This is a genomic window from Salinimonas iocasae (genome assembly GCF_006228385.1).
GTDB lineage: Bacteria > Pseudomonadota > Gammaproteobacteria > Enterobacterales > Alteromonadaceae > Alteromonas > Alteromonas iocasae.
The window spans coordinates 3,605,435-3,620,396 of record NZ_CP039852.1 but is presented as its reverse complement, the minus strand read 5'-3'; the positions used below and the strand labels follow the sequence as shown (position 1 = coordinate 3,620,396).

Annotated in this window: 10 protein-coding genes; 5 read left to right on the top strand and 5 right to left on the bottom strand. The window is 47.5% G+C overall.

Annotated features, from left to right (window positions below; genetic code table 11):
- Positions 1-171 precede the first annotated feature (171 nt).
- The 5 genes from FBQ74_RS16230 to FBQ74_RS16210 all read left to right on the top strand — a co-directional run bounded on the left by FBQ74_RS16230 (position 172) and on the right by FBQ74_RS16210 (position 7,209).
- Complete coding sequence (locus FBQ74_RS16230) at positions 172-1,038, top strand: AraC family transcriptional regulator (RefSeq protein WP_139757655.1); 867 nt, start codon at positions 172-174, stop codon at positions 1,036-1,038.
- A 223-nt stretch (positions 1,039-1,261) separates the two neighbouring features.
- A complete protein-coding gene (locus FBQ74_RS16225) occupies positions 1,262-2,416 on the top strand; it encodes an acyltransferase family protein (RefSeq protein ID WP_139757654.1) in 1,155 nt (384 codons plus the stop codon).
- A 148-nt stretch (positions 2,417-2,564) separates the two neighbouring features.
- Positions 2,565-3,770, top strand: coding sequence for a beta-propeller fold lactonase family protein (locus FBQ74_RS16220; RefSeq protein WP_139757653.1), 1,206 nt, complete (start codon positions 2,565-2,567; stop codon positions 3,768-3,770).
- Positions 3,771-4,100: 330 nt separating this feature from the next.
- Positions 4,101-4,886 carry a hypothetical protein gene (locus FBQ74_RS16215; RefSeq protein WP_139757652.1) on the top strand — a complete coding sequence of 262 codons (786 nt, stop codon included), beginning with the start codon at positions 4,101-4,103 and terminating at the stop codon, positions 4,884-4,886.
- A 43-nt stretch (positions 4,887-4,929) separates the two neighbouring features.
- The gene (locus tag FBQ74_RS16210; RefSeq protein WP_139757651.1) at positions 4,930-7,209 is read left to right on the top strand and encodes a tetratricopeptide repeat protein; all 2,280 of its coding nucleotides are present in this window, start codon (positions 4,930-4,932) and stop codon (positions 7,207-7,209) included.
- Between the two features lie 36 nt (positions 7,210-7,245).
- Here the strand turns inward: FBQ74_RS16210 and FBQ74_RS16205 are convergent, their stop codons facing one another.
- From FBQ74_RS16205 to FBQ74_RS16185, 5 genes are all read right to left on the bottom strand, one after another.
- Positions 7,246-8,748, bottom strand: coding sequence for an arylsulfatase (locus FBQ74_RS16205; protein WP_139757650.1), 1,503 nt, complete (start codon positions 8,746-8,748; stop codon positions 7,246-7,248).
- A 54-nt stretch (positions 8,749-8,802) separates the two neighbouring features.
- Complete coding sequence (locus FBQ74_RS16200) at positions 8,803-10,326, bottom strand: DNA-binding protein (RefSeq protein WP_139757649.1); 1,524 nt, start codon at positions 10,324-10,326, stop codon at positions 8,803-8,805.
- A gap of 11 nt (positions 10,327-10,337) precedes the next feature.
- The gene (locus FBQ74_RS16195; protein ID WP_139757648.1) at positions 10,338-11,636 is read right to left on the bottom strand and encodes an OprD family outer membrane porin; all 1,299 of its coding nucleotides are present in this window, start codon (positions 11,634-11,636) and stop codon (positions 10,338-10,340) included.
- Positions 11,637-11,646: 10 nt separating this feature from the next.
- Entirely contained in the window at positions 11,647-12,849 is a 1,203-nt protein-coding gene (locus FBQ74_RS16190; RefSeq protein WP_139757647.1) for an amidohydrolase family protein, read from the bottom strand.
- A 293-nt stretch (positions 12,850-13,142) separates the two neighbouring features.
- Complete coding sequence (locus tag FBQ74_RS16185) at positions 13,143-14,705, bottom strand: phospholipase D family protein (RefSeq protein WP_139757646.1); 1,563 nt, start codon at positions 14,703-14,705, stop codon at positions 13,143-13,145.
- Positions 14,706-14,962: the final 257 nt, after the last annotated feature.

Here is a 14,962-nt window from a genome sequence, read left to right as displayed (position 1 = left end):
ACTTCGGAGTTGAATTCGCGGATACGAGAAATGATGATTCGTAGAAAACGAGTATGAGTCATAGTTATTATATCTTAAGTTGCCTGACTTCATTTAATATTCAGCAAGTTTGGTCAAGAATCCATTCCCGTAAAACTTCAATATAGAGCGGCTAAGGAGAGAATTGCTTACATGTCTGTATATCACCATCGATTCGAAAAAGTTGTCAGCTATATTGAACAACATCTCGATACAAACATTGATGTTGATTCGCTGTGTGATCACGTACATCTATCCAAATTCCATTTTCATAGGCAGTGCTCAGCGTATTTTGGTATCTCTGTGACCAAACTGATAAGACTGCTGAGACTTAAAAAAGCGGCTTTTCAGCTAGCCTATAGGGTTGAAGAAAGGATTTTGGACATAGCATTGAAGAATGGCTATAGCAGTCATGAAGCTTTTTCTCGGACTTTCAAAAAGTATTTTTTAAAGAGTCCTTCCAGTTTCAGGCAATCACCTGACTGGGCTCCTTGGCGCTTTCACTATGAACCTGTGTTGAAGCTAAGGACCGAAACAATGCATAACAGCAAAGATTTTAACGTTGACCTTATTGAAGTTGATGAAACACTAATCGCGGTTAAAGAGCACCGTGGAACACCAAGGCTATTAGGTCAATCAATAAGGCAATTTATTGAGTGGAGGAAGGCCCAGAAACTCCCTCCGAGTAAAAGTAAGACATACAACCTCGTGTACGATGACCCCACTACCACTGCACCGGAAGACTATCGATTTGATATTTGTTGCGCCATCGTTACGCCCGTTGCCGCCAATAGCTACAATATAGTGAACAAAGTTATTCCTGCGGGAATGTGTGCCGTGCTTCGCCACTGTGGTAGTGACGACACGATTGGTAACGCGGTAAATTATCTTTATAACCAATGGCTCCCAGAGTCGGGCCGCGAGTTGCGAGACTTTCCTCTTTATTTTGAAAGAGTGAGCTTCTTCCCTGATGTCTCAGAAAATGACGTGATAACGGATATCTTCCTACCAATCGAATAGTCGCAAATCGAGTAGGATTTAGTTTACCGTCACAGCGCTGCTCCCTCCCCCTGCAACTGAGTGGCGGTTTTACCCGTTTCCAAGCCAATAGCATGCGTCGTTGACCAATACCATTCACGATTTGTAACAAACTCACGCAGTTTTACTTTTTCTTTTTCGCTATTCTGAGCCTAGCGTAGTATCAAACACGTTTTGCTTGGCATACGGAACAAGAGCGTAGTGAATGAAACACAGGGAAAATGCGGGTTTTGAAAGGGCCAAGCGATACTTCTATATTGATGCTTTAAGAGTCTTGGCGATTCTTCTGGTATTTGTTTATCACGTCAACATGATATTTGTTGCTGAATGGGACTGGCATATCAAGGCAGATAGCACCAGTAACGTTCTTATGGAGATAAATTATTGGATGCAATTTTTTCGTATGCCATTGCTGTTTTTTGTATCCGGCTTTATCTCCTGCATTCTTCTTGAACGGCTTTCAGCACAGCGGTTTGCGCTTTCAAGATTCAAGCGCCTTATCATACCAACCGTAATCTGGACCTTTGTACTCGTTGCACCACAGATATACTTCGAAAGAAAACTTGAAGGTGCTGAGTTTAACTATGTGGAGTTCTACCAGAGTTTTCTTACATTTGAACTTTGGCCTGCCGGGAATTTTCACTGGTTGCACCTGTGGTTTATTCCATACCTTTTTGCTTACAACCTTCTGTCTATACCTGTTTTCAGAAGTATTCAGAGAAAAAAGACAGAATTCAGTATTTCTCACACCAAGTTGTCGTTATGTATTGCAGCTTTCGTATGTGTAGCCGTCACCCCATACACGTTTCTAAGTGTCCGTTTTCCCGTCACTTATGACTTTATTAATGACTATGCACGACATGCGCAGTTTATCCCCTTTGTCTTAGCGGGGCTTTTTGCATACCGGTTCGAGCCGATAATGGACTACTTGGAAGCCAAGAGAGTGGTTCTATTACGAGCGGCTTTCTTGCTTATAATTATCATCAATGTAGTGCGTTGGAATGGCTGGGAGCCGAAAGCGCTTTGGGATGACTGGCTCAGTCATCCAGTGTCTTACTTCTTCATATTGCTGCTGAATGTCAACTCATGGATGTGGGTGTTGGCAATTTTGGGGTATGGGAAGCGCTATTTAAATAAAGGTAGCGAGCTTTTAACTTATTCAAACAAAGCTGTTTATCCCTTTTATATTTTACATCAAACCGTGATTGTTACTGTTGGATACTATGTGGTGCAAACCAATGATGGTGCTGTATTCAAGTACATGTTTATTTTAGGAGCGTGTTTTGTAATAAGTATGGGCATCTATCATCTGTACATCAGACCTTTTAAGAGCATGAGGATACTTTTCGGGAGCAAATAAGTCGGCATAGGCCCGGTACTCTTGAAAGTAGGTTACAGCGGATAGCAGACCTTGAGATAATTACTTTCGTGGTCCACTCTAGACAAATTGCGGACTTTCAATTTGATTTCAGTTAACCTCAAGCGAATCGACAAATTTGCAGTATTCCATGAATAGACTGACTACCGTCGCACTTTTTTCTATCTTTATACTACTATCGTTTTCACCTCACCACAGAGCTGACGCTGAAGGTTTTAAATTACAGCAAACGTTATTTGATGGTGTGAATGGTGTTGATGGGTTAGACAATCCGAGGCAAGTCAGGGTATCACCAGATGGTTCGTATGTTTGGGTGACCAGTGCTGATGACAATTCGATATTGATACTTGAGTTGGACGAATTCTTAACACCGATTCAGATTTTTAAAAGCAAAAAATCGTTAGATTCAGAAACTGAATTAAAGCTGGAGGGTGCGACAGGGCTAGCACTTCTTAACGGCGGAACCACCGCTGTTGTTGCAAGCTTTTACGATAGTGCTCTGTCCTCTTTCAAGCAAGATGATCAGTCCAGATTCATACCGTCAGAGATAATTACTGACAACTTGGGGTATGAGCTTGTTTTTAAAAGAGATAAATCACTAAATGACGTCGATGATCTAGGGATACTTGGAGCTTGGGGGGTCAGTGTTTCTTCTGACGAACAGCAATTATTTGTTGCGAGTTACAAGAGCGATGCAATCTCGGTTTTCGATATTAAAATTAATTCTCAATTGACTTTCAATAGTAAAATCAACTCTAAAGACCTGAGTCCCTATATGCTTGGAAAGCCTGTAAGTGTGGTTTATTCGCAAGCAAATAATGAGTTAGTCGTCGCTGGCTTTGAAGGTAATGTCCTCAACATCTTTTCACAAGATGAACATGGCAAATTTACTCACAAGCAAATGATCAACAATAGTGAAAATACACAAAACCTTCTGGTTAATCCTCAATACTTAGCCCTTTCATCAGATAGCAGATTTATCTATGTCGCTTGCTCAGGTAGCAGCGCAGTTTTGGTATTTAAAAGAACCAATGAAGGGTATGTTTTTATGCAGTCTATTACTCAATCGGAAACTCATGGTTCTGGACTCGGAGGTGTCGCAACTTTAGCACTATCCAGTGATGGTTCAAATCTTTATGCAGCAGGTGAATTTGATAAGGGAGTCCTTCAATTCAAAATCAGCGATGATGGAAGCTTGGATTTTGAAGAAAAAATCCATGTCGAGGCAAATGAGATTGAAGGAGTTACATCAATCGCTCTCTCAGAGGATGGAAAACACATGCTGCTCAGTCTAGGTAAAAAAGATGCTCTCTATTTGCTGAAAAAGAATGAGTGAATTTACAACAAAGGAGGCCTGAATAATTTAACAAGAGGAGCCCTTGTTTCTTTTGGCAACTAGTGATCAACGACCGCAATACGTACAAAGCTGCCGCCCAACCTTCCATTGACAAACGTCTGCACAAAATAACCCACCACTTGCCATGGCTGGTCGCAGCGCCTACGCTTTAAATACCAGAGTGGTATTTTACTGCTTCATCTGTACTCGCTTTCGCTCTGTTCTTCTGGCTGTAATAGTCAAATTCTCAAATACGTTATCACCTGAATCCGACCGGGGTTAAGTTTTCTGTCATCCCTTCTGTAGCCGGAGTTACTTGCGGGGCTTAAGATGAATAAATGCTTTCTACCGGGAATTGTATTAGTTATCTCACTGTCTGCGACCGCGCAGGAGAGTGAGGTCGCGGATATGTCTGATCCGCTGGCCATTTATACGCAGGGCGGCGTGGGTTTTTCGGATAAAGGAATAAACCTTAAACTTGGCAAGGCTTATGATACGGGCGATCCTTCCACCGCTGCGCAGTATGTTATTGAGGCCAAAGGTTTGCTTGGGGATTGGGCTGGCTGGCGTTCTGATAACCGTACCACTCAGTCGCTGGACTCTGTCAGGTTTCGTAACTTCAATGTCACGCTGCCAACGATGCAGGCATCACAGATTGATGTGAATTATTCGTTCCGTGCCAATGCGGTTGCTGATGAAAGCGCCGATATTTCTTACTCCTTTATCAAAGCTTTACCGCCCACCGGCGCGTTTACCTTTTATCCTCTGGCAGGGGTGGGTGCATCTATTGGTAAAGATCGTCAGCGAAGTGGCGGGCAAATTGACGACGGTTACGGGTTTATGGGTGTTTATGGTCTTATCGGCATGTACTCTTTAATGACTATTACCGATAAAATATGGTTAAATTATAATCCATTCTGGCTCACCACTATCGGTGGAAACAGCTATTATAAAGACAATTATTACGGTATTGATGAAAGCCACTTGCTAACCCACGAGCTGGCACTGAGTTATCAAATCTCACCCAGAATGAACGTAAGACTATTCGCAAACTGGAATGAAAATATCGACTTAACAGACGGTGACCATCGCATTGAATTTAATTATCAGTTTTAAGGCTCGGCGGCATATTGCGCAATAACAGCAGGGGACCGCTCATTTGACGTATATTATTCAGAGACTGACATTTATCGGGCTATCGCTATTATTTGCTGCACAGTTATTCGTTGCACATAGTGTGGCTGAACCGCAATGTCAGTCGTGCCATGAAAAGCAGGTTAACGACTGGCGGCAGTCCCATCACTATTTTGCCATGAATGAGGCAAGCGCTGAGTCTGTTGCTGGCGATTTCTCTAATAAAGAAATGCCCTATCAGTCCGGCACGCTAACGCTGATCAAAAATGACGAAGGATATTGGCTGGTTACAAAGGATAATAAAGGTCAGGCAAGTCGCGAGAAAATCCGGTACACCTTTGGTTATTATCCGCTGCAGCAATATATGGTTGCAGACGGGCGAGGCGGGTACCAGTTCATACCGCTGGCCTGGGATAGCCGCGCGAAAGACGAGGGAGGACAACGCTGGTTCGTGCTTCACCCTGACCAGCAGGCCCACGATGAATTTCATCCCTCGCAAATGGGTCAGAACTGGAACCATATGTGCGCTGATTGCCACAGTACCGACTTTGAAAAAAACTATGCGGCAAAAACCAATCAATTCGCTTCTTCCTTCAGTCGCATTAACGTTAGTTGCGCAGCCTGCCACGGCGACGCGACTTCACATCTGGCGTGGGCTAACGGCGATAGTGAGAGTAATAGTAAGAACAAAGGTTTTGAAAAATCGCTGAGCAAGTCAGTCAGTGGGTTTGAGCAAGCCAGTAACGGCAAATTGAAGCCAGTTTCCGAGCGGCAGCCATCGGCGCAAGTTGCGGTATGTGCTACTTGTCACTCCCGCCGAACGCAATTGCAGGACCGTGACCCCGCAGCCTCTTTCTACGATACTTATAGTCCGGCGCTAATCACCGAACCGCTTTATTTTAATGACGGGCAGGTGCGCGATGAGACGTATGTGTGGGGCTCATTTTTGCAAAGTAAGATGTTTAAGGCGGGCGTCACCTGCACCAATTGCCATAATCCGCATTCCGGGCAGCTGGTACGTTCAGGCAATCAAACCTGCACGCAATGTCATGCAACTAACGTATTTGATGATGTTTCCCACCACGGGCACACAAATACGGGGCCGCAAACCCAGTGTGTCAATTGTCACATGCCGGAAACCACCTTTATGCAGGTTGACTCACGACGTGATCACAGCTTTCGCGTCCCCAGGCCTGATTTAACAGAGCAGACCGGTGCGCCAAATGCGTGTAACAGCTGTCACGATGACAAATCCGCACAGTGGGCTACAAAGGCAATTCTATCCTGGCACCCTGATTCATCAATTATAGGCTCGGCGCATTATGCGCAGACGTTTCATACCAGTGAGCGACGCCTGCCGGATGCCTCACAATTATTAAGTCGTATTGCACAGGATAATCAGTATAACGACATCGTCAGGGCCTCAGCGCTGGCCCGTCTGGCTCCTTTTGCGGATAACAATGCAGTGGTGGCAATCAGTCGGGCTGTGCGCGACGATGAACCGCTCAAACGCCTGGGTGCAATAACCGGGGCACGAGGTTTTGCGCTGACCGACCAGCTAAGGCTGCTGGGGCCGCTGTTAAGTGATTCGAGACTGGCTATTCGTAGTGCTGCCGGGCGGGCGCTGGCAGGTGTGCTAACCCCGGAATTTAAAGATTCAATCACGGCCGCGCAGCGCAAGACGCTGACTTCTGCGGTGCAGGATTACCGAAACACGCAAACTTATCAGGCTGAGCGTGGCTCGGCGCATACCAATCTTGGCAACCTGGCACTGGTGCTCAATGATCAGCAACAGGCAGAAAAGCACTACCGCGATGCGATTCAGGTAGAACCCATATACATGCCAGCATACATTAATTTGGCCGAGCTGCTGCGTCGCTCGCAAAGCGAAGCCAAAAGTCGTGATGTACTTAATCAGGCGCTGAAAATAAGTCCAAACGCGCCTGATATTCACTATGCCCTGGCGATGAGCTGGATCAGAGAAAAACAACGCAATAAAGCGCGTGAGCATTTGAAAATAGCGACAGAAAGTGGTGCGGTGCGGTATTTGTACACGTATGGATTGCTGTTAAACGAGATGGGTGAAAAAAGCGCGGCGACCGTCGCCCTCGAAAAGGCGTTTGAAACCGACGACGCCAATCCGGAGCTTACCTATCTGTTAGTGCAGATAAACCTGCAACAAAAGCATCATGCTAAAGCGCTGAAATACGCAAAACATCTGTCAGCGCTGTTACCCGGTAATCCGCAAATTAAGGCGTTGGTCGAAAAGCTTGAATTACAGCGTTATCTGAATAACGGGCAGTAGCCTGTGCCACCTGCTGATGCAGATGGCACATGAGGACTAGCGCGTGGTCGATACAGATTTTGCTTTGTTGATCGCCTCATTAATATTCAGTGAGGCAGCTTCCTGACGGGGCGGAAATTCCTCAAAGGTTTTTATATGCTCAGTCAGTAATGATATTGCCGGTTGCATCACCCAGCTTTTGCGCATGATTTGATGAAAGCCGGTTACGCCATCGTAATGCTCCATGGGATCTTTACGCAAATTAAACAACTTGGGCATGGTGTGAGTGACTAAATCTTCGTAATAACGGCCGCCGGGTTTGGTGGCGAAATGCATTTTCCAGGGGCCTACCCTTACTGCTGTCAGCTGTGACTCGTAATAATAAAAGAAATGGTTTCGGGCCGACTCGTCTGCCTCACCTTTCCAGTAAGCCAGGTTGTTCTCGCCGTCGATATACACGCTGTGCGCTTTTTTCATTGCTTCGCGCAGATTCGGCTCGCCTACCGCTGCCGCGATAGTGGGGAACACATCTTCGTGGGAGGAAATGCCATTACGCTTTTCACCGGCAGGAATATTTCCGGGCCAGCGCACAAGAAACGGCACCCGTACCCCGCCCTCCCAGGTTGTCATTTTCTCTCCGCGGAATTTAGTGGTGCCGGCATCCGGCCAGCTGCTTTGTTCCGGGCCGTTATCGGTGGTGTAGATAACAATAGTGTTATCGGCAATGTTTAACTGCTCCAGTTTATCCAGCAGCTTGCCTATATGACCATCGTGTTCAATGAGGCCGCTGCCAAACACATCTTCTTCAGAGCTGATTTGAGTTGCAAGATGCCGGCTTTCAGGCTTCAGGTGAGTGTAAACATGCATACGGCTGGTGGCATGCCAGACAAAAAATGGCTTATCGGCTTTTACCGCCCGCTCAATAAAATCGATGGTTTTTGCCAGAATTTCCTCATCAAACGTTTCCATGCGTTTGCGGGTCAGCGGGCCGGTATCTTTCACTCTGCCATCGGCGTAAGACTCAATGACTCCACGCGGGCCAAACTTTTTCTTAAACGCGTCTGACTTGGGATAATCTTCCTGTTCCGGCTCTTCGGAAACATTAAGATGGTAAAGATTGCCAAAAAACTCATCAAAGCCGTGATTGGTAGGCAGGTGCTCATCCAAATCACCCAGATGATTCTTACCAAACTGCGCGGTCATATAACCCCGTTCTTTTAAAAACTCCGCGATGGTTGGGTCTTCTTCTTTAATGCCTAGGGGGTTACCGGGCTGGCCGACGGTAGTTAAGCCGGTGCGCACCGGCAACTGGCCCATCAGAAAGGCGGCACGTCCGGCAGTGCAACTTGGCTGAGCATAATGATCAGTAAAAAGAATGCCTTCTTCAGCAATACGATCGATATTGGGCGTATTGTAAGTCATGCCATGGGAATAGGCACTTAAAGACACCTGCGCCACATCATCCACCATAATAGCCAGTACATTGGGTTTTTTATTGTCCTGCGCGCTGGCAGCACAGGTAAGCAGCCCTGCTATCAGCCCGAAAATCATGCGTTTCATATTCTCTCCTTTTTAACAAATCAGCTAACATGGCTGTGATTGAGTCACGCAACGTCAAAAGGCCACAATGACATCTGTGGTAAACGCCCACCCATTAGCACCCACCGAAAAGGGTACTGATGAATAGCCCACTGGCGAGTCGTTCAGGTACAAACCGCCGACGCTAAGACGGAATTCTTTCAGGGCCATGGGAAACCAGTTCAGACCAACGGAAAAGTCGTAGGGGTTCCCGTAGTCGCCGTAAATCTTTGAGTAGCCCGCGTAAGCCTGCAATTCGCTGGGTATCAGCATGGTAGAGCCCTGTAGCTGAAACCCATGGTCTGTCAGCGAGCTGACAGGAATAGTGCCTATCGTTCTGAAGTTATCTAACCGGCGCAGATAGGCTTCAGCTTCCAGCGACCAGCCCTGATATTTCAGGCCGCCGCTGATGGCTGCCATCTGGTAGGTGGCTCGGCGTACGTTTCCGCCTGTCAGGAAAGGGTCTTCACTGAAAATCAGCGTGCCGTCAGATAACCGCAACTGAGAGTTCTCAAAGCCTTCTGTATCAGACTGCCCCTGCGCATCTTCGCGGCTGTGGGTAAAGTTGATACCGACAAGGGTGGCCAGTTCGTCATGAAACTCGTAATCCCCCAGCCCGTTACCGGGGCCATACTCACCGGTGGTGGGCATCCACCACAGCGCGGCCGATACCGTGTTCAAACCATCGTCCAGCTGAGCTGCATTAACGCCGAGCTGACTTAAGTTATTACCCAGCATGGCCCGGTATTCCAGACCATCGACAATTTTTCCTGACGCCCAGATACCCGTGGTATATGAACCTCGGAAAAACTCATCGGCAATGGTGCGGTGATCATTCTTGAGCCAGTTTGGGAAGGTATAGTTGGTTGAGCGTGTTGAAGGCAGGCCGCCAATTCCGGCATAAAGATTAAAATGCTCGTTGAATTGATAGCCTAGGTTACCCGCGACCACCACCTGCGACAGATCCCCCTGGCTGGTATTGGCGGTCCAGGTGTAGAACAGGTAGCGTAATTTAGGATCGAATAGCCAGCCTTTGAAATTCAGCGTCAGCTTCTGCATCTGAATATCGTTGCGGATATCCAGTGTCCGGGTACGCCCGAATGAGTCGGTATAGGTATCGTCAAACAGCTCCTGGTTCAGATATCTGGCGTAGCTGAAAACACTGAAATCCACTTCGCCATAATCGGTTCTGGCCAGAACAAACCCTTTGCCGGGCTCGTATGTCCCCCAGTTTGCAGGCGACTGCATTCCATCAACCGGTGGCACTGGATCCGAAGGCGCGGCGACCGGCGGAGATTTTGCTACCTGGCTGGCAGACTGATCGGCACGCTCGCTTTGAGTTTCACTATCGCTCTCGACCTGACTTTCCCCGACCTGTTGCTCCAGCGCCGCGATACGTTGTTCAAATTCCCGGGTTCGTTGTTCAAGTTCCTTTTTTAGCGCCTGCAGTTGGCGAATTTCCTCAGCCAGCTGGTCGTTTTGTGAAGAGGACTGTGCCAGAGCCGAATGACTGAACGCCATTGACAGGGATATTGCTAAAGCTGTTTTATACGTAGCCATGAAACACTCCATCAGAACAGCGTAAAGTCGTAATTAACGATGATGCGAAAATCCAGAAAGTCATTGCCCCCCAGCGCCTCGTCCTGATCCACATAAGCAGCACGAACACGAACCCAGAGTCGTTCTGCCCAGTCGCGCTGGCCTCGGAAGTCGACGGTAATGTCGTACTCGGTTTCATCCGGACTGGCATTTGAGCCCGCGTCAGGTGTATCGCCCCTGACGATATTGGCAAATGCACTTAACTGGCCGACATCGACTCTGCCAAAATCGTAAGAGGCGCCTATGAGCCAGGCATCTTCGCCCGCCCGGTCAAAGTCATCGACTATCACCGAAAGGTAGTTAGCAGGGTTACCATAGGGCTTTTGTATGCCAAAGCTGTCATCGGTCGTACTGTAGGCGATACGCCAGCTTACCGGCCCGGCGGCCAGCTCAAGCTTGGCGGATAATAGTGAGGTATCGAAATCGCCGATAAGTGCATCTCCGGTGCTGCTCTGATCGGTGTATTGCAAATAGCCATTTAGCTGATAGGTGTCGAACTGGTAAAGTGGTCCCTCGGCTTTTAAAAACAGCGTATCGAAAACCTCCTCGGTGCGCTGAAATATACCGCCTACTAACGGGCCGTCGGCAAAGCGGTAGCGTACGCCGGCAAAGTACACACCCTCATCACTGTTTTCGGCGCCCGCAGCTTGCGACATTGATATGAAATCATCGTCATTTTTACGCTTAATTTTATCGACATACCCGGCCATATACCCTAAACCTTCCGGCGACACATTGCCGATGGCTACACCCTGAAAGGTATTGGGAACCATGCGGATGTCGTGGCTACCCAAATACGGAAGCTCAAAGCGCTGCCGCCCTATGCGGATGCCATGATCGTCAGAAAACCGGTAGGTCAGATTCAGTTCGCCCAGCGCGGTGAACCCTTCCGGACCGGGTTTGAACAGCAGGGTGCCATCCTTGTCACTCGGGCCGTAAAGCTTTTGCGATGTGTATGCGGTAGCCGCAAGGCGAAGGCTGTCGCGCCACCATCCGGATTTGTACTCAAGTGCACCACCCAGCGCCCAGCCGACACTGTCGGGGTCGGTTTCACGATCCCTCGACAGGTAGTAGGTACGAGGTTTTAGCACCAATGAAGTATCTTCGAAAAACGCGCGGCGCACGGTATCTTCCACATCCAGCGGTTCTATGTCACTTTGCTGGTTGGGTTCGTCATCCAGGCCGTCATTATCGACTGCGCTCACGGGGACACTGAAAATCAGTATTTCGGACAACAGGGCACAGGCGACAAATCTGTGTTTGCCAGCCATGAGAATACTCCTATTGAAGTGCCGCCGTGGTCGGACAGATATTCGGTGCGTTGTAGTCCAGCTCCATCAGCCGGAAATAATTTTCGCCCAATGCGATTAAACGGAACGCTTCATCATTTAAGCCCTTTAACGCGCGACTGGTAACATCAAGCTCTTTGGCGTACATATCGAAATCTTTGTTACCGGCGGCAACAAAGTCAGTACCAGGCAATATGCGGGTTGGGTAACTGTTAAAGAAGCTGATAAATACCGGGCCCCAGTCATGGTAGGAGTTGTAAAGCACATCCCAGGATATATCCAGCATCAGGTTAGGGTATTCATCCAGTAATCCCTTCATGATAGAAACGTGATCGTACGGATTCATTTTGGACAGTTCTTTAGACAGGCCCATGTGCGCCCAAACAATTTTGTTATCGGGGTAGGCGGCTAATACATACTTCATGAGAGGAAGAAATTCAGTGGGATTGTTGTCGTTACCCAGGTCTGAATGCAGGGTTACTGGTATACCGCGTTCGCGAAGTACTTCCATAAACGGCGCCCAGTTATCGATGCTCTCTTCCGTTGCCGGTTCATGCAAATTACCCAACAACGCTTGTTTCATAACATTGAGCTCTCCAGACCAGGTAAACATATCCGGATATTCCTTATCATACAGCTCAATCGTCTTCGTAATATCTTCCGGGTGGGCCAAATCCATAAATGTCATGGATAACGTCACGTGCAGGTTTTCGTGCGGATATGCCATCACCTGCATACCATTAACAAAGTCATTTTTAATACTGGGTTTAGCGGCTACGCCGGGACAGTCAAGGTAATAGGTGCAACCGGAATCAAGTTCAAGAACCTGTCCAATGCCGAAAAAGTTGACGAACCTGACAGTGGTGTCATCAAAATACTCAAAGAGTTCATCAGGCGGGATAGCCGGACCGCCAAAAGGTCGCGGATGAAAATGTGCATCAACCACGGCGGTATAGGGTTCAGAGGTGCGATCATAACAGGCCTGCTCAGAGGCCTGCATGGCGAAACTGCTTAAAGGACGACTGTCGTTACTGACAGATACTGATTCGTCGGAAGCTTGCTCATCCGGCATACTGGTACAGCCAACCAGGCCCAGCAGGCCGGCAACCGGAATAAGTTTAATGATACGGGGCAGAGTGCTCAGTGTCGCAGTACAATACTTTGAGAGTTGGATTCCATAGCTGAAAAAAGTCATTTCTTGTATTTCCTATTACCAGCAACACGCAAGACTTCACTAGGACGGTTGCATCAATCAGGGAGTCTGAACGTATTACCGAGGTGGTACGACATATCAGAACGGTAAGAAAGACAAAGAACGCAGTTGTAAAAAATTTCGGAGGGGCTGATAACGCAGGGCTAAACTCAATCAGGGTTTACCGAAAAACGACGCCAACAAAAACGCATTTCATAAAGCTGTCATTAAAAAGGGTAGATGACAGAAAATAATTGCGCAAATTACAAACAATGACATTTTTCTTACATAGGGGGCTAGAGCTGTGACTCGGGCGCTACCCAGGAAAGGATGTTCAGCATTACGCGCTGCCACCATGTGGTTTGCGGTTCAGTATCAAGGATGACTTGTTTTCCGTTTTCTGTCGTTTCCCAGATGATATCGCCATCACGAAGTTTTAGCTCATACGCCACGTTCTCAACGTAACTTTCAAACGATGATGCTATCTGTGACGCGGTTTGTTTATCCTGATACAAAATGCCCATTTCGGTATTTAATGCCACCGAACGCGGATCCATATTGAAGCTGCCAACAAACATCTGTTCTCTGTCCAGTATAAAGTACTTACCGTGCAAGCTTGCGCGGGTTGACCCCAGCCATGACAAATTAATACGCTGCGTATCTTCCACACTGCTGGTAGGTTTAAACTCGTAAAGGCGCACTCCGCTTTTAAGCAATGGTTCGCGATATTTTTTGTACCCGGCATGCACCATGGCTACATCATTGGAAGCTAACGAGTTTGTCATAATCGATACGCTGATACCTTCGGCCACCTTTTTGGCAAGAAAGCGAGTGAATGCGTCACCCGGGACCATGTAAGGCGATATCAACAGTATTTCGGTGTCTGCCTCATTTAACAACTTACCAAGATGCGGCGCGATATAGGTTTTAGCATCAACCTCACTACCATCCAGCTTTTCAGGTTTGTCGGCAAAAAGCTGCCAGTCCCCCCAGTTCACTTTATGTGATTCGTCTATACGTCCAACCACGTCCCAGCGCGCCCGAACAGCTTCAGCATATTCACTATTCAGGGCTTTTTCATAGGCGGCTTCAGAGCGCAGCCGAAACTGGTGAAGCGCCTCGTCAGGATTATCGTCCAACGCTACAAGCTGTTCGATAGGGTAGCTGTACCGGCTTTTCCAATAGTTGTTGAATGCTGCTCTTACACTCAGCGCTACCGGACCAACCGCCAAAACATCAATATCGGAAAAGCGTACACTTCGGCTGGCATCAAAATATTCATCACCGATATTTCTGCCCCCGACCACGGTCAGTGCGCCATCTGCAGTCAGTGATTTATTGTGCATGCGACGATTAAGCCGCGCACCGTCTCTGATAAAACTGGTCCATCGGAATGCGCGGTCCGGAAAAGGGTTAAACAGACGGACATCAATGTTGGGGTGGTGTGAGAGGATTCGCAGTGGTTTATCTTTGCCGGAGGTATCCAGATCGTCCAATAATAAACGTATATGAACACCCCGATCCGCTGCCTTAAGTAACCGGTTCGCCATTACCTGACCGACCAAGTCGTCATGCCAGATATAATATTGCACATCCAGGCTGACCTGCGCTGCCTGAATTAACCGCAACCTGACCGCCAGTGCTTCCATTCCGTCGGATAACAGCTCGAAACCGGAGTCCCCCTGGTACTTTAAACCCAGTTTTTCGATTTCCTGATACAACGGTGAATCAATAACAGAGACCAGCGGCGGCTCATCGGGAATTTCTCGTGGCGGCAGGCGAGCACAGCCGGACAGCACTACTACGAGTGCCATTGGAATCAGGAACAGACAACCGCAATGTCGATTGTTATTTTTCACCGTTATCACCAGGCAGGCAAAGCGACGTGTCTTAAATGAAATAGTTGATACACGCTGAAAAGTCCATTTTCTGAATTGTGGGCTGGTCAAAACAGTAAAAAATTACGGGTTTGTCCTGAATAAAAAATAAACTAAACAAAAGCACGCGCTTTGTACGTATTGGCTTATAATTGCTATATAAATTGCACAATCATCAAAAAAAGATAAACAGTCGGTTAGCCGAAGCAGTCTGTTTGCGGTCTCTTTTTTCGTTACCT

Coding starts and splice junctions, on each gene's coding strand:
- FBQ74_RS16230 (WP_139757655.1), top strand. CDS start 172: ATGTCTGTATATCACCATCGATTCGAAAAAGTTGTCAGCTATATTGAA.
- FBQ74_RS16225 (WP_139757654.1), top strand. CDS start 1,262: ATGAAACACAGGGAAAATGCGGGTTTTGAAAGGGCCAAGCGATACTTC.
- FBQ74_RS16220 (WP_139757653.1), top strand. CDS start 2,565: ATGAATAGACTGACTACCGTCGCACTTTTTTCTATCTTTATACTACTA.
- FBQ74_RS16215 (WP_139757652.1), top strand. CDS start 4,101: ATGAATAAATGCTTTCTACCGGGAATTGTATTAGTTATCTCACTGTCT.
- FBQ74_RS16205 (WP_139757650.1), bottom strand. CDS start 8,748: ATGAAACGCATGATTTTCGGGCTGATAGCAGGGCTGCTTACCTGTGCT.
- FBQ74_RS16200 (WP_139757649.1), bottom strand. CDS start 10,326: ATGGCTACGTATAAAACAGCTTTAGCAATATCCCTGTCAATGGCGTTC.
- FBQ74_RS16195 (WP_139757648.1), bottom strand. CDS start 11,636: ATGGCTGGCAAACACAGATTTGTCGCCTGTGCCCTGTTGTCCGAAATA.
- FBQ74_RS16190 (WP_139757647.1), bottom strand. CDS start 12,849: ATGACTTTTTTCAGCTATGGAATCCAACTCTCAAAGTATTGTACTGCG.